At 42.5% G+C, this 15,665-nt stretch carries 11 protein-coding genes; all 11 read right to left on the reverse strand.

Going from position 1 to position 15,665, the window contains the following annotated elements; all coding sequences use genetic code 11:
- Window positions 1–408 precede the first annotated feature (408 nt).
- Window positions 409–1,902: a hypothetical protein gene (locus ACGHCK_RS05415; protein WP_251422672.1), complete on the reverse strand. Its 1,494-nt coding sequence runs from the start codon at window positions 1,900–1,902 to the stop codon at window positions 409–411.
- Window positions 1,903–2,234: 332 nt separating this feature from the next.
- A complete protein-coding gene (locus ACGHCK_RS05420) occupies window positions 2,235–2,489 on the reverse strand; it encodes a metal-sensitive transcriptional regulator (RefSeq protein WP_202230995.1) in 255 nt (84 codons plus the stop codon).
- 51 nt (window positions 2,490–2,540) lie between these two features.
- Window positions 2,541–4,994 (reverse strand): FAD-dependent oxidoreductase, encoded by a 2,454-nt coding sequence (locus tag ACGHCK_RS05425; RefSeq protein WP_251422675.1) that lies wholly within the window; start codon window positions 4,992–4,994, stop codon window positions 2,541–2,543.
- Between the two features lie 2 nt (window positions 4,995–4,996).
- Window positions 4,997–5,302 carry a rhodanese-like domain-containing protein gene (locus ACGHCK_RS05430; RefSeq protein WP_251422678.1) on the reverse strand — a complete coding sequence of 102 codons (306 nt, stop codon included), beginning with the start codon at window positions 5,300–5,302 and terminating at the stop codon, window positions 4,997–4,999.
- Between the two features lie 3 nt (window positions 5,303–5,305).
- Window positions 5,306–5,599 carry a rhodanese-like domain-containing protein gene (locus ACGHCK_RS05435; protein ID WP_251422681.1) on the reverse strand — a complete coding sequence of 98 codons (294 nt, stop codon included), beginning with the start codon at window positions 5,597–5,599 and terminating at the stop codon, window positions 5,306–5,308.
- A gap of 188 nt (window positions 5,600–5,787) precedes the next feature.
- The gene (locus ACGHCK_RS05440; RefSeq protein ID WP_394304500.1) at window positions 5,788–7,434 is read right to left on the reverse strand and encodes a DUF6273 domain-containing protein; all 1,647 of its coding nucleotides are present in this window, start codon (window positions 7,432–7,434) and stop codon (window positions 5,788–5,790) included.
- A 663-nt stretch (window positions 7,435–8,097) separates the two neighbouring features.
- Window positions 8,098–11,415 carry an LPXTG cell wall anchor domain-containing protein gene (locus ACGHCK_RS05445; protein WP_271327966.1) on the reverse strand — a complete coding sequence of 1,106 codons (3,318 nt, stop codon included), beginning with the start codon at window positions 11,413–11,415 and terminating at the stop codon, window positions 8,098–8,100.
- A gap of 186 nt (window positions 11,416–11,601) precedes the next feature.
- Window positions 11,602–13,038: an FGGY-family carbohydrate kinase gene (locus ACGHCK_RS05450; RefSeq protein ID WP_271327967.1), complete on the reverse strand. Its 1,437-nt coding sequence runs from the start codon at window positions 13,036–13,038 to the stop codon at window positions 11,602–11,604.
- A 98-nt stretch (window positions 13,039–13,136) separates the two neighbouring features.
- On the reverse strand, window positions 13,137–13,913 hold the full coding sequence (locus ACGHCK_RS05455) for an SDR family oxidoreductase (RefSeq protein ID WP_202230261.1): 777 nt from the start codon (window positions 13,911–13,913) through the stop codon (window positions 13,137–13,139).
- A 20-nt stretch (window positions 13,914–13,933) separates the two neighbouring features.
- Window positions 13,934–14,869, reverse strand: a complete 936-nt coding sequence (locus ACGHCK_RS05460; RefSeq protein WP_251421063.1) for an electron transfer flavoprotein subunit alpha/FixB family protein — start codon at window positions 14,867–14,869, stop codon at window positions 13,934–13,936.
- On the reverse strand, window positions 14,862–15,659 hold the full coding sequence (locus ACGHCK_RS05465) for an electron transfer flavoprotein subunit beta/FixA family protein (RefSeq protein WP_251421065.1): 798 nt from the start codon (window positions 15,657–15,659) through the stop codon (window positions 14,862–14,864). The genes ACGHCK_RS05460 and ACGHCK_RS05465 overlap by 8 nt, the downstream gene beginning before the upstream one ends.
- Between the last annotated feature and the right edge of the window lie 6 nt (window positions 15,660–15,665).

Consider the following 15,665-nt stretch of genomic DNA (forward strand, 5'->3'; position numbering starts at 1 on the left):
CTTGAATTTCCAAAATGCCTCTTTTCTATAAAAACATTCTGAATAAAAACCCCAAAGTCTACAAGTTTGTTTCTTGCTCCTTATCCTACATATGGATTAAAAACTATTTTTTCAGTTTGCTTCCTCCACAAAGATGGATACAGAAGGTTTAGGAGGATAGTCACTATAATATAAACATAGTCTAGCATAATATGTTCTTCTATAATTTCAACTTAGAATTTCATGTTCCAGAGAATGATGCGGCTTTAACTCAGCAGTTGGTTAATCATATTTTCTTGCATAAGATGACCCTCCACAAGAGAAACTAAAAGGCATGACAACCTTAGAAATTCGGAAGGCATGCCTTATTGAGAATTTTAGAGAAACTTTTTACCGTTTATTTCCATCAGGGCTTGAAAGTCCTCAAACTTATTTACCTCCAAACACCAAACGTTCACGTCTATCGTTGGCAATAGCCTCCACATCACTCACTTTATTAATGATGGCTGAAGCAATTTCTTCTTGAATAATTCCAACCTCAGCCAGCCAGGCCGCATAACCAATAAGTGTCGTAAAAATGCTCATATAGTCCATTATCGCGTACCGCTCTTTGCTGGCAAACTCGTCCAAGATGTGCGCCGCAAAAGAATTTCCCGTCATTTGCGAAACTGGTAACATGTACTTGGCATACCACTCAAAGATGAAGACTGGCAAAATTTGCTTCACCCTTTCTTCCATATCCTTATCCTGATAGTTAGGCACCCCTTCTTCCAAATACTGCGCCACCAAAAGTTGATGCTTTTCAGCTGTCGCAGGTACAAATTTCCGTTTTTTCATGCTCTTAGTTTGGAATTGCGCCGCATCTTCTGCTTCAACAGCTTCAACAACATTTTTTGAGAAATCCTCTAAAATTGCTTTACTTTCAGGACGAAAGACAATCCTTGACTTGCCATATGATTTATAAGTGATGCTGATAGGGGGAAGTTTTTTAGTCTGATGCTCCAAGTTGTAGTTCATCGTCCACTGATCCACACTTTGGTTAAAAGCCTCAACTAAATCTTTCATTGCAAGCTTTACTGGAAATTGTAGACGTTTCATCCAAGATTCTAAGAGCTTGATAGCTAGTAACAAGCGGTGAGCTGCAGTCTCAAAGCCAATTCTAAGCGCATACATAGACGTATATTCATATTTCAAAACATCCAGTGGTGAAAAGAAAGCATTGGGATCCATCAAGTCCTCCATGATTCTTGATAAGCTTGAAAAAATTACAAACTGTTCTCGTGGATCGGTTATATCAAACTCTTCGATAAGTACTTTAGCACTGGCATGATGAATCACAGCACGTGGCGTATGAAACATCATTTCATGATAGTGCACTTCCTCATCTTCTTCCAAGTAAGAACCATAATCTTCTTCAAATCTACCTTTAGAAATGGAGTCACGCACGGACATCAACTCATTGTGCGTAGTCATAAAAGTATCAATCATGGGTTTAAAAGCAGTTTCATCACCAGAAATATTTTTAGCAAAACCTCGTTCTTTAAGCACCATCACTATGTGAATGCCGAGTTGTATACTGTCTGTAACCTTTTGAATGTCCGTGTCGTCTAGCAATTCAGTAAATGTAAAAGAAGCAACTGCCGTAAAGCTATCCATATCCATTTTATCCAAGGTAAGTAAGGTTAATGCATAATGATAGGTCACAAGTTCTTCAGTATATTCAGCCACTTCTTCTGCATCTAAAGCCCTATAATTATAGTCAGAATAAGTTTCAAAAGCCCTTTTAGCAATTTGTTTAGCCATTTTCTGGTCTTTTTTCATTTGACCAGGGCGGAAAACTTTTTCCCTGTGCTTGAAGTCTTCAAAACCAAGTATTGTTTCACGGAACTCTTGCAACTCTTTATCTGTATAATATATTTTCATGCCCTCTCCAAAATCACTTTGTCATTCATTACCTGTCTTGAACGACCATACTTGTTCTTTGTGTCACCTTCATTTTAAAATTTTTTATATTAAAATCAAAATAATTTACTTTAAATCAATACTATAAAAAGTTGCTAGAAGTAAAACTATGGAGTAATTAATACTGCTACTTTGCTGTAAAAGAATCAAAAAAGTGCTCCTTGAAGTCAAAATGGAGAAAAAGGAAAATCACTCAATTTTTTCACGAAAGCATAGCGTGGTTGAGTGACTTTTCCTTGATGAATTCTGGTTTATTTTGAATAAATTTAAACTTTTGTTCTAACTCTATATTTTTATTTTTTTACAATCATTTTGATGGCTTGATTAATTTTTTCCTCATGCAGTTCAGAATCCTCGCTTAAAAGGCAGTTCTTTAGATTTTCCGCAACAATCAGCCCAATCAAGTTGTCCAAACTTGAACGTACCGCAGTTAACTGAGTAACCACATCTATACAGTCTTTCTCACTCTCCATCATACGTAAAACGCCTTGGAGCTGTCCTTCTGCACGCTTCAAACGATTCATCATTTTTTTATCATACTTGTCCATAAAATCCCCCAAAAATTCCTGCTTTATGCTTTAGTAGTATATTTTAAAAAATCAAATGAAAAGTTGCATGTTTGCTTTTTCGCTGTCTCCTATAAATGTAGCAACACCACCATATTCAACAAAATCATAAAGTTCTTCCTTTTCGATTCCCATCAAGTCCATACTCATGGTACAAGCGACAAATTTCACTCCAAGATTATGGGCTTGCTCAATCAAGTCAGGCAGGCTGTCCACATTTTTCTGCTTCATGATGGACTTAATCATCCCTGTACCCATACCTCCCATGTTCATTTTAGAAATTTTGAGTTTGTCGGCCCCATTCGGTAACATCATATCAAACATTTTGGCCATGCCTGATTTTTGGACTTTCTTTTTCTTCAAGACCGAAAGCCCCCAGAAAGTGAAGAAGAGCGTGACATTTTTGCCATAAGCAGCAGCACCTGTCGCAATAATCATCGAGGCTAAGGCCTTATCCAAATCACCTGAGAAAACAACCATGGTCGCACCATCTTTGGTTTCAGTTAAGACAGCTTCCTCTGGTAAAGTGGGAGACTTTACAGTTGACGCACTTGCACCTTTAACAAGGGTTGCGACGACCTTATTTCCTTGAATTTTATTCTCTAACACTGTATTTCCAGTATTTTTCGCCCAAGCTTCGACATCCGCAGAAAAGCCAAAATCACTGGCTTGAACTTCTAACCTCTGACCCTCTTGCATTTTATCCATGCTTTCCTTAACCTTCAAAATAGGTCCAGGGCATTGTAAACCACAGGCATCAACTTCAATCAAGTCACTTGCTGGAGCGTGTGTGTCTGTTTTTCTCCATGCCCTATCAGTCGGCTTTATATCAATCTGACGTAATTCATACCTTGCATGTTTATAGGTTTTATAACCCCCATCAAGGTTCTTAACTTCATAGCCAGCCTGCATTAAAATGCGTGCTTCGTTATAACCGCGGTGTCCTACTTGGCAGTAAACATAAATGGTTTGATTTTTAGGAATCTCACTTAGACGGTCACGAATCTGATTAAGCGGTATTTGTTGACTGTTTTCTAGGGCCCCTGTCGCCAGTTCAAAGTCTTCACGGACATCTAGGAAATAGGCACCAGCAGCCAACAAGTCGTCAACTTCTGACCACTGGAAAGTCCGCACTTTGTTATTTATCATATTATCAACGGTATAACCAAGCATGTTGACAGGATCTTTAGCAGATGAATACGGCGGCGCGTAAGCCAGTTCGATAGAGGCAAGCTCTGTTGCCTTTGCACCAAAACGCATAGCTGTTGATATAACATCGATCCGTTTTTCCACCCCTTCTGTTCCCACGGCCTGAGCGCCTAGTATTTTTCCATCTGGCGCAAAAAAAAGTTTCAAAGCAATCGGAGCCGCTCCCGGATAATAACCTGCGTGTGAGTTGGGATGAATATGTACAGCATGGTATTCGATACCATGATGTTGTAATAAACGCTCGCTATTTCCAGTGCCTGCTGCGGTCAACTCAAATATCTTAGCTACAGATGTGCCCTGCGTGCCTGGATATGCTGCTGGTATACCGTTGATAATATCGGCAACTAAACGCCCTTGGCGGTTGGCTGGCCATGCTAAAGGAATATTTGTCGGATGACCATTGACCGCATCGACTACTTCAATCACATCCCCTATAGCATAGATATCTTGAAAGCTTGTTTCAAGTTGCTTGTTGACTTTAATGGCGCCTTTGAAGCCCAGTTCAACTCCTGCTTCTTTTGCCAGCGTATTTTCAGGAAGAACACCGATAGATAGAATCGTCATGTCCGTTGAAAGAACTTTACCACTGGTCAAGAGCAACTCTCGGCCCTCTTGGCGAAATTCTTTCAAGCCGTCATTCAAGATAAGATTTACTCCATGCATATTGATTTGGGCATGCAGCATTTGCGCCATTTCAAAGTCAATATTTGGCATAACTTGGGGTGCCATCTCAACCAGCTGGACTTTGATACCGAGCTCCACCAAGTTTTCCATCATCTCAAGACCGATAAAACCACCACCGATTACGGTTGCCGTCTGAACTTCATTCTCCTGAATAAAAGCTTTAACCAAGTCCATGTCGGGGATATTACGCAGGCTAAAAACATTCTTTGCATTGTCTAATCCCTCAATCGGTGGCACAATGGCTTTAGCCCCCGTTGAAATAATGAGTTTGTCAAAAGTTTCCTGATAAGTTTCGCCTGTCTGATGATTGAGCACACTGACCGACTTTTCCTTGGGATTGATGGCTGTCACTTCTGAAAAGTTGCGTACATCAAGTCCATATTGCTTATTCATGCCTTCAACGGTTTGCAAGAGCAGATCATCCCGTTCTTTAATGACTTCACCAACATGATAAGGTAAACCACAGTTAGCAAAGGAGATGTACTCTCCTTTTTCAAAAAGAATGATTTCATCGTCTTCATTGAGGCGACGGAGACGAGTCGCGGCCGTTGCGCCACCAGCAACACCACCAATGATCAAATATTTTTTTCCCATCTTTATACCGTTTTCCCTCTCCAAGCCATCATGCCGCCCTTAACATTGGTCACATCAAAGCCCTTTTTCTCCAATGTCTTATAGGCTTTTTTCGAACGTGCACCAGACTGGCAAATGACATAAACCTTAGTATTTGCCGGAGCTGTAAAAGTTTCGATTTGGCCCACGGGAAGATTTCTACTTCCTTTTATATGCCCTCTTGCGTATTCACCGGGCTCTCGTACATCAAGCACCTGTGTTTTATTTTCCTTAAGTTTCTCTGTGAGTTCATCCGCTGAGATTGAGCGGATTTTTCCAAAACCAAACATGCTTCATTCCTCCCTTGCTAAACAGCCTGTCCAAGCTGAAGTTCCACCAAGTACATTAGTCACATCAAGTCCCTTGGCCTCCAAAAATTCGCAGGCACGCTCAGATCGTGCACCAGACTGGCAGATAATATAGCTGCCATTTTTAATTTCGGAAAAGCGTTCTGTTAACTGACTCAGGGGAATATTTTTAGCTGTTGGCACAAAACCAGCTGTATACTCATAGCTTTCGCGGACATCGATCAAAGGCCTATCCTTAAGTAGGGCTTCATTAAGTTCTTGGACTGTAGCAGTTTTCATTTTCTCTCTCCTAAAGATTTTGATAAACCCATTATATACCCTATAGGGTATATTGTCAAATGAGACAACTTTGCAGAACGCCACTGATTTGCCACTGGTTCGGCGTTTTATGTCCCCCTTGAAAAAGAAATTGCTGTAAAAGAAAATGAACCAAAAATTTCTGTTCTCTTGGTTCATTTTCATTGCTTTTATTGATGGATGATAAGAGCGGGGCGGACGCCGCCATTGGCATTGCTACCGTCTACTCTAAAAGTGCCAAGCAGCCGACCAGGGGTGGTAGGCCAACCCACATCCCAAGCACGGCCTGAAGCACCAGGGGTACGCAGCCACCACCAGCTGTTACGTCCACCGACACGTGCCGCATGGTTTCGGAATGCCCTTTCATCAGTAGACAAGTGAACAACATCTGCCAGTGAAAGCGCAAAGGCTTGACGTGTTGAACCTCCAATTGTAGTTCTATCTGCTCTGACCTCATTAAATCTTTCTTCTTCCCATTCTGCTGGTATCCAACGATCACCAATCCAAGGTGCAACTGCCGCATCCTCAATAGCAGGAACTTCTGCTGGAATAGAAACAGGTTGCACTATAGCCTGAACAGCTGGCGTAAGATCATCATAGAAATCCTCTAAAACAGTCGGTTGATCATTAAAGGTCGTATTGCGTATCGCCTCATTCCGGATAATCATATGATTACCAGAACCCATGTTTTCAAGGTAGCGGTACTGCTCCCCGGCCATGGTAAAGATACGCCCCGGACGCATGGTCGAAAAGTCAAAAGCATCCGGTGCACTGTCTTCGTTAGGCAATGGGTTCGGTCCGTCATCATACATCACCCCGTTCTGGATACCACGGAGGAATTCTTCTAACTCCGCATGGTGTTGCTCCCCGTCATTGAGGAACTCCTCATGCTGGTCAGGGCTCACCAGCCCACTCTCGACATGAATCCCATAGTAGTAAAAGCCGTTAAAGACCTTGTCCTCAATGGCAGCTGTCATCTCCGCTGCATCAAGCAGGTAAGAGCTCGCTTGCTCACTGTCCAGTCTGTTGGCCCAGTAAGCCCAACCTGTGTTGTGGTCAACCACCCAGAAGTTGCTTATCTTGTCTTCGTTAGGCAAGTTGCTCCACTGGTTCATGGTCATTGGCGCACGGTCTTGTTGTAAGTTTTGAGCAGTTTGGTTGGTCACTTCTTCTCCCGGCCAGATTGGACCACTGTTGTCAAAGTCTTCACCTGCTGACCAGTAGGCATCAATTCCATCTCCCGGATGTGTCGCGCCGTCTGTGACCGCATCTGTAGCACCGTTCCCTTCGATCCAGTCCCGCGCATGACCTGCCGCTGCTGTTCTCTGGTCGAGGTTGTCATGGTTGAAGGTCGGCATATACCATGGGGCATCTTGACCGGAACGTTCCCAACCAAAGATGAGGTTGGCGTACTGGTCGAAGGCATTTGAGGCATTGGTGTTTTCACGGTCGGTGATGTCGTTTGCGCTGGGAATCCATGTGGTCCAGTTTTCTACATCGTCACGGCTGGTTCCTGCCACTAGGGGTGTGAAGTCCGTTTCGTCACGTTGTCGGGTTTCGAGGAACTCGGACAGGCGTATCCGTGCCATGATTGGCCGCTCCCCATAGTTTTCCACGAAGACGTCCTTGTTTTCGGTGTCTCGGTTGTAGTAGTCGTGGACACGGCCACCGACATTGATGTCCACTTCATTCAACCGGTCATTGATGGCCCGTTGGTTGAAGGCTTGGAAGGCGAAGGTGCCGCCTACTGCGAGTAGCAAGAGCGACAGGAGTGCGAGGTTGCGCAGCCGCCGCTGTTTTTTCTTTTCTGGTGTCATAAACTCCTCCTTTGGCGTAACATTTACTTTTGGATTTTCATTACATATACATTTCTAATGTTACGTTTACTTTCTGAGTCTATAGTATAAAAAAAGGTCAAATGAAATGAGTGTTTGATGAGAAAAAATAGGCGTTCAGTAATCTTATCGACTCAAAAAAGCATCAGATCTACTCCATCTGACGCCAACAAGGAAAAGGCAAGAAAGTTTACAAGAACTGTTTAGTATGCCTATCATGATTCTTTAAAGCTACCCCACATTTCTTTTCAGCGAATGCTCAACTAAAATTCGTCGGCACCATACATTACCAGAGCAATTCCGATGATGGATAAGAGCAGCGATAAAAAACCATTCGAAAAATAACCGTTAAGAAGACATATAGCGATACCCAAATATAAACTAGCTTTTTTCATTAAAATCTCCTCTCTTAAACCTAAGTTTATCCCTGAAAAATCCAGAACAAACCAGAATTATATATGAAATTCTAACAAATTAGAATATGTTCCACAAGCAAAAAATTCACGTTAAAAAACGTGAACTTCTCTTTCAATATAGTGTTAGATTGAGTCAGGCTGGTATTTCATTTTAGGTACGCGGCACATGATTAAACCAAAGCTTTACGCTTGAGCCTCTAGAACAATTTTCAGAGGCAAGAATGCTCAACTATTTTCTTTGTGCCAAACGATGTTTGAACCAGAGCATCATCGCAGTGAACACAGCAGCAAAACCAAGAGCTAGGAAGACGATATTTACTGCCTCACCTGTTGCTGGTAAACTTTCTGTTGGTTTTCTTTCACTGCTTTCTGGGACTTTCTCATCTTTGGCTGTCACACGTGTATTTACATTATCTAAGGTTCTCAACCTGTAGTTATGCGCATCCGCACCCGCTAAACTAAAGATTTGTGCCATTTGTTCTGGTGTCAAGTCATGAATCAAGACACCTTCACCAACTTCCGCGCTGGCATTTACCCCATCCAGACTATGATTGCCTGACAGCAGATGTTGGAAATCTGTATTGGCATTAAGTCTCACTTCATCGCCTGAGATAACTCCCGGCATTTCTGCACGTGTCACTCCATGGTCAAAGGCTAGGGCTGTCCAATCTTCAGAAGTCAGTCGAGAATTTTGTAAATTCATCCTTGCTTGACCGTTATACTGGCGCTCTAGCCAAACTTTACCCGTATAAAGTAAGGGACGAGGCGTAATCTCATAGTCTGCCTGTGCAGTCAGTCTCCCGGGGAAGTTTCCTGAATCTTGGCGATGTCCTGTAGAAGTTTGCAGAGGTGTGAGTTTGGAGATAGCCCGAATTTCATGTAGAGCCACGTCATCTGCCAGAACCAAGTTGTTTTCAAGGTTTAAGGGTTGCCCATTCAGGCTATAGTCAAACTCGTTGATCTGTGCGTACTCAGCGGTAAATAAACTCTTGCTGTCTCGGACAACTTCCTCTCCATCGTACATTTTTGTCTCTTTATCTGTACCAGCGATGCTGTAGTGCGGGAATGTGTCCTCCTCTGGACCAAAGCCAAGAACAGGCCAGTGCTGGATAGAACTAGCGACTTGTTCAGGATTCCTTGAAACAGTCGACCACTTCCAAGCTGTTCCCATGGCCCAAGTTAAGTTAGCATAGGAATTTTCCATGCGCAACTCACGTGCAGAAGCTAGACCGCCGTCTTTTTCACCAGCATTATTGATGTGACGGTCTAGAACCTCACCATTGACTTTCATGTAATCCCAACGATAGACATCGGACATCTTGATATGACTTGCATTGCCGGCAACTCCACCGACTTCCCCTGTACCGGTTACTTGACCTATAGCTACAGCATTGCTGAGAGTCGCTGCAAAGTCTGAGCCACCAATAAGGCCGCCAACATTGGAAGCACCTGTCACATCACCTGAAGCATAGGCATTGACGACGGTCGTACCGTAGCTGCCTGGAGAAAAAGAGGTTGGTGACATTGAACCGATCAAACCACCGACATTGTTTCCTGTTGCTGTAACATTACCAATGGCGTACGCATCGTTGACTTGGCTAAGCTGTGTAGAACCATAGGAGTTACCGATGAGACCACCAGCATTATTGGCAGCCATTACATTCCCTTTTGCCCAGTTACGTGAAAGGGTGGAGTTCTCCAAGCGACCAATCAAACCGCCAACCTGACTTTGGGCGGTGACATTTCCAGTTGCATAGTTTTGCTCCAAGATAGAACCTGTCCCCGCTTGACCGACCAAGCCACCAACTTGATAGCCTTCTTCGTAACTGCCAGAAGTTGGTGCTCCGACATTCCCTGTCGCAAAGTTGTTCATCGTTGTCGTATGAGCTGTACGCCCAATCAAGCCACCGATATAGTTGCCACGTCCTGTAACAGCACCTGAGGCCCAGCTATTGCTTACAGTCGTCCGCTCAGTAGACCCGGTAGATGCTGGACCTGTAGCTCCAATCAATCCTGCAACATAGTCTTGTCCACTGACTCTACCTGTTGCTCTGCTTTGTTCAACAAGCGACTCACTATTACGTCCAATAAGTCCTCCGGCATATTTCCCTGCAATATCTGCTTGGTCCTGCGCAGTCGACGTATCATAGGCAGACACCACTGCTGATGCGCTTGTATTTTTCACATCTGCATAGCGATTGTTCCCAATCAAGCCACCAACATCATTGAGTCCTTCAACGGAGTTACTTGAACTATAGTGACTGTTCTCTACTACTTTGCCTTCAGCAGCGTTAAAACCGATAAGACCGCCAGCATGTTGTCCTGCACTTGAAACCCTGCCTGTAGCGCTACTCCCGATGACATTACCGCCGACACGTCCTGTTGTACTGCCACCAATGTCTCCATTTTGTCCGATGAGGCCGCCGACACGCTCAGAAAGTTGATCTGTACCTTGGCCTGTCCCACTTACATTGCCAGTAGCCGATGAGTAAAGCACTTGACCACGGTTATTATCAAGTCCTTCACCAGCATGGCTACTGATATTCTCACCAATCAAGCCACCTGTCGCAAAAGCAAGATTACTTACAGTTGTGCTCGATGAACTGCCAATAATATTCGCGCGTTCATTAAAACCGATAAGACCGCCGACACGGAAAGAACCAGATGTACTATCCCCAGGATCTATGACTGTGGTGCCGTGAACACTTCCTGAGGAAACTGTGTTTGTGATGGTTGAAGCACCCGGATGCGCAAGGTCTTCTTGATTGTGTCCAATCAAGCCACCAATATATCTTCCAGCTCCGCTGACAGTGACATTTGCACTGCTGTCTGTCACCCTCGTGTCACGACTGAGGCCAATAAGACCGCCGATTTCCGAATCTGTACCAGTAACAGTGCCTGATACATGAACGTTAGTCACTTGGCTACCTGTTGCGCGTCCTGCTAAAATGCCAAGCTCTGTTGAGCCTAAAACAACTGCAGCTTCAATCGTAAGATTTGTAAAACTGCCATTCTCTGCAATTCCAAAAAGCCCTAGATAAGAGGTAGAATTTACCGATAAATTACTGATGGTCTGATTATTTCCATCAAAATGTCCTCTAAAATATCCCGCACTACTGTCCCCTATTGGTGTCCAAGGTGCCGTGAGCGCAAAACTGGCTGTCAGTTTATAATAGATTCCCTCTGTACCACTATTCGGTAAATCATTTCGAATCTGATTGAGCTGAATTTCATTTGCAATCTGATAGGGATCTGTTTCAGTCCCTGTACCAGCAGCATAGGACAATGTTTCGATTGCCTCTGTTGTTGCTGCCTGGCTCTCTTCTGCATCCTCTTTCACTTTTGGAACAGCTGCCGCACTTTCTGTTTCAGCTTCTACACCTTTTTCCTCCTCAGCTTGCGCATTATCATCTTGTTCTATTCGCTCTGCACCTTCATTTTGCACTTGATTTTGTAGTATATCTTGACCTGTTGCAAATACAGATACTGTTTGTCCTAAGATTAATGTTGTCAAAAGCAAGCCTGACAAAATTTTTTCTTTTTTCATTTCAACTCCTATTCCAAATCATTCACTTCTCAAAGATTTCATACTTTACAAAATGATATCAAAAAACCTCTTATTTATCAAAAAGATTTTTTGACAATCGCGAAAGTAAAAATTCAACGCTAAAAATACAACGGCTGATAACCATTGTATTTTGTCATTCAGAATCTTAAAGTGAGGGAGCGAAAACTATCCCTCTGAGTGAAGTATTTCATAAGTCATCTGCAAAACTTCATCAGTATATTTTGGAAGTTCTTTATAAACTTTGATCAATTTCTCATAAATCTCAACATTTTCAGCTTTTGGTGTAAATACATTTTTGACTTTTACCATTTTTTCAACGGCTTGTTCATAGTCAGCATAAACACCCAAGCCAACAGCAGTATTGATGGCTGCGCCAAGACCTGCAGAACCATTAATTACGTTACGTTTAGCCGGTACATTAAAGACATCCGCAAAAATTTGCATGAACAGGTCCGAATTTGAGCCACCACCTACGATAACAATTTCTTTGAGATTTTTTCCAAGCTCTTTTGTCATGCCATCACAGTTATTTTTCATCGTGTAGGCAATGCCTTCCAAAATTGAGCGATACATATAGCGATAATCATGATGCGCATTAAAACCAAGCATAATCCCGCGTTTGAAAGGTTCCCATGGGTTGGCTAACCAATCCAAAATAGTCATCAGTCCTTCTGATCCTGCAGGAACTTCTTCAGCCTTAATATTAAGATACTCTTCTTCTAAGATGTCCATATAATTTGAGCGCAAGGATAATTCTTGACCCAAAAGATTTTTAAACCAACTCACTGTCCACATTCCTCGGCGAATACCGTAACTTTCGAGGATGTATTTCTTAGGCACGGAGGACATGATCCCCCAATAAGCCGAAGCATCTACAGGTGCCATCTCATCTGATGCGACCATAGCTGTAATATAGGTTCCCAAGGAAATGACTGCCGTACCTTCATGTAAAAGTCCTGCACCCAGTCCTTCAACCGCCTTGTCTGATGTTGTGGCAACTACAGGTATCCCAGCTGGAATGCCTGTTAACTTACTTGCTTCTTCGGTTATATTGCCCAAAACATCACCGGGACGAACGGCCTCCAGTAACATTTCACGAGGAATGTTAAAAGTTTTTAAAACTTCTGGGTCGGTGCTCCAATCCCAAGTCTCATAATCCACAGGCCATTGACCAAAGTTATTGCCTATATTATCCTTAAATTCACCTGTTAAGCGATGGGTCAGATAACCGTCTGTAGAAGTTACGTATGCGGCCTCAGGAACATCGTGTTGATAGGGCGTTGAAGTTCTCTTGTCCATCCAAGAAATAACATTAGCAGCAAGGGAGCCATCTTTTTTCATCAAGACACGGCAGCAGCGAATAGAGCCTAGACCAACGCCGATAATGTCTTTGGAATCATATTGAAATTTTTCCATAGCTTTTTTACTTGCGGCGCAGATGGATTCCCAGATGTCATCACCCGGGTGTTCAACAAGTGTATTTTCACCAAGCTTCATAGGACGAAGTTCTTCTTTTCCTTCAACAATAAGATTCCCTTCGATATCAAAAATGGCTATTTTTGAACTTTGCGAACCAGAATCAATGCCAATAATATATTTCATTTTATTTTTCTTTCTAGAGTGAAATAAAAATTGCAGGAGGTGTAACTTTGACACGCCTTGCAATTTTATTTTTCAATACTGTATCAATCAATTTGTGATTAGCGTACGAGCCAGCCACCATCAACTGCCAGCGTGTGACCATTTACAAAATGAGAAGCTTCTGATGCTAAGAAAACTGTAGCTCCCATCAAGTCAGCCACATCTCCCCAACGTCCTTCTGGTGTATGTCCAACAATCCACTTGCTGCGCTCTGGATCTTCAACAGAGGCTGCCGCTGCTTTAGTTTTAAAATATCCTGGCGCGATTGCATTAACTTGGATATTGTGCATTGCCAACTCGTCACAATATGCTTTCGTCAGTCCAACAATACCATGTTTTGATGCGGCATAGGCAGGCGCTCCTTGTCCGCCAAGGAATGAAAAGAGAGAAGCGATATTAATGATTTTACCACTCTTTTGAGGAACCATGAATTTAGCTGCTTCATGACTCATATAAAAGGCAGCATTCAAGTTGACCGCAATCGTTGGGTCCCATTTTTTGGCATCATAGCTCAAAACGTCATCAATAGGACAGATACCCGCACAGTTAACCAAAATATCAATTGAACCAAATACTTCAACACATTTTTCAACCACTTCACGCGCTGTATCTTCTTTCGTCAAGTCAGCAAACATATAAAATGTCTTTACACCACGCGCTTCAAGTGTTTGAGCAAATTCCTTATCTTCTGGGTCAACACCAGCCATGAAGATATTTGCACCAGCTTCAGCCAAAGCCGTTGAGAAAGCCTGTCCTAAACCAGTGTTCCCGCCTGTGATGATGGCATTTTTCCCTTTGATAGAGAACATGTCCATTTTAAAATCTGAGATTTCCATTTTTAATTTCCTTTCACGCCCTAAGCGTTTTCTTTTATTTTTTTGTTTAATTTTTGAGCAAAATCAGCTGCATCACCTTCAACAACTATGGTTGACAGTGCTGATATGGGAGCAAGTTTGTTCGTGTTTACCGAAATAATATGTTTCACATCCCTTAGCCCCGCAACATGATGCACTGTCCCATGAATGCCAAAGGCCATATAAAGATCTGGGCTGACAATTTTTCCTGACTGTCCCACTTGTATATCCCGAAGAGCAACACCTGCATCAACAAGTTTCTTCGAGGCAGCTAACTCCCCATTTAAAGTGTCAGAAAGTACCGATAATAGAGCAAATTCTTTTTCAATACCACCACCACCGGAAATTAAAACCTTACTTTTTGTAATATCGGCATGAGGATTTGATTGAGACTTTGCGATGACTTTAAGCGATGACTTTTCTTTACAAGAACTTTGCATGCTTAGCTTTTCAGGTATTTTGTCCGAATCGTTTTTTCGAAAAACATCTGGACGAACACTAGCCATGATAGGGCTTGTACGACACACAATATTTGCCATGCGATTCCCTTGAAAAGCCGGACGAATCAAGTGCCGCTCTCCTTTTAAAATTGCCGCATCTGTTATTTCAGCAGTCAAACCTGTTTTTAATTTCATGGCCAAACGGGGAGCAAGCATTTTGCCCAAACTGTTGGCCAAAATTAGAATACAGTCAAATTGAAATTGCTGCTGCACTTCCGCAAGAAAAGCTGACACTTGCCTCGCATCATAGAGATTAACTGTTGCGCCAGCAATATCTATTAACTTATCAATCCCTGTTACTTGGGTTGAGCCCAAGTCAAAGCCAAGTCCATAGATTTCAACTTCCTCTGTTTCCTGTCGGAGCTTCTGCGCAACTGCGGTCAAAGCCAAGCACTTATCAAGATTGTTTTTATCCAAAAAGATTAAAGTCTTAAACATAGTCGTATTCCTTCAAAAATTGATAAACTTCTTCTATCCCTGTCTCATCAGCTTTGACATAGAGGCTTTCTCGCTTTTCATGAACAACAGCAATATCCTTTCTCACAAATGTTGGGGATCCCTTACGTCCCACCTCGTCTACTGAAAGTTGAAGTTCTTCATTACTTAATATTTGGAACTGAGAACCAACATCCTTCTCCATGTCCTCAAGACGCACAAAACCAAGTTTCATTCTCGGTTCTAAGCTCATGCTTAAGAGACACGGTGTCTTAGTTTGAAGGCTTAACACTTCTTGATCAAAGGCTGCATCAAAAAATACTGTTTCCGCATTGATTTCTTTCACGTTTAACACGTCAGAAAACTGATTTATCTGGAGTAACTCTGCAACTTGAGGGCCGATATGTCCTGTTGCACCATCTATTGTCTGCGTGCCAGAAAAAATATAATCAAAATTTTGTTTTTTTAAATATCTTGCCAAAACCATACTTGTAGCCAAGGAATCACTGCCTTGATAGACACGGTCACTCAGTAAAGTCGCCCGATCTGCGCCTAATCGCACTAAATTTTGCAGAGCAGCGCTTATCTTTTCTGGTCCCATCGAGAGAACTTCAATGTGAATTTCTGGATTTTCTGCCTTCATTTTTAGTGCATAAGCTAAGGCTGAAGCATCTTCGGGATTGAGAATTGCCTTCATCTTTTCTCTTTTCATGTTACCTGTTGTTCGGTCTACTTCAAAATTTGTTTTTTTATTGGGTTCTGGAACAAATTTCACAAGACAAATAATTTTCATTTCATC

The organism is Lactococcus muris (assembly GCF_042849115.1).
GTDB classification, from domain to species: Bacteria; Bacillota; Bacilli; order Lactobacillales; family Streptococcaceae; genus Lactococcus; species Lactococcus muris.

Bases quoted from the DNA above. Each gene is read 5' to 3' on its own strand.
- ACGHCK_RS05415 (WP_251422672.1), bottom strand. From the start codon at position 1,902: ATGAAAATATATTATACAGATAAAGAGTTGCAAGAGTTCCGTGAAACA.
- ACGHCK_RS05420 (WP_202230995.1), bottom strand. From the start codon at position 2,489: ATGGACAAGTATGATAAAAAAATGATGAATCGTTTGAAGCGTGCAGAA.
- ACGHCK_RS05425 (WP_251422675.1), bottom strand. From the start codon at position 4,994: ATGGGAAAAAAATATTTGATCATTGGTGGTGTTGCTGGTGGCGCAACG.
- ACGHCK_RS05430 (WP_251422678.1), bottom strand. From the start codon at position 5,302: ATGTTTGGTTTTGGAAAAATCCGCTCAATCTCAGCGGATGAACTCACA.
- ACGHCK_RS05435 (WP_251422681.1), bottom strand. From the start codon at position 5,599: ATGAAAACTGCTACAGTCCAAGAACTTAATGAAGCCCTACTTAAGGAT.
- ACGHCK_RS05440 (WP_394304500.1), bottom strand. From the start codon at position 7,434: ATGACACCAGAAAAGAAAAAACAGCGGCGGCTGCGCAACCTCGCACTC.
- ACGHCK_RS05445 (WP_271327966.1), bottom strand. From the start codon at position 11,415: ATGAAAAAAGAAAAAATTTTGTCAGGCTTGCTTTTGACAACATTAATC.
- ACGHCK_RS05450 (WP_271327967.1), bottom strand. From the start codon at position 13,038: ATGAAATATATTATTGGCATTGATTCTGGTTCGCAAAGTTCAAAAATA.
- ACGHCK_RS05455 (WP_202230261.1), bottom strand. From the start codon at position 13,913: ATGGAAATCTCAGATTTTAAAATGGACATGTTCTCTATCAAAGGGAAA.
- ACGHCK_RS05460 (WP_251421063.1), bottom strand. From the start codon at position 14,869: ATGTTTAAGACTTTAATCTTTTTGGATAAAAACAATCTTGATAAGTGC.
- ACGHCK_RS05465 (WP_251421065.1), bottom strand. From the start codon at position 15,659: ATGAAAATTATTTGTCTTGTGAAATTTGTTCCAGAACCCAATAAAAAA.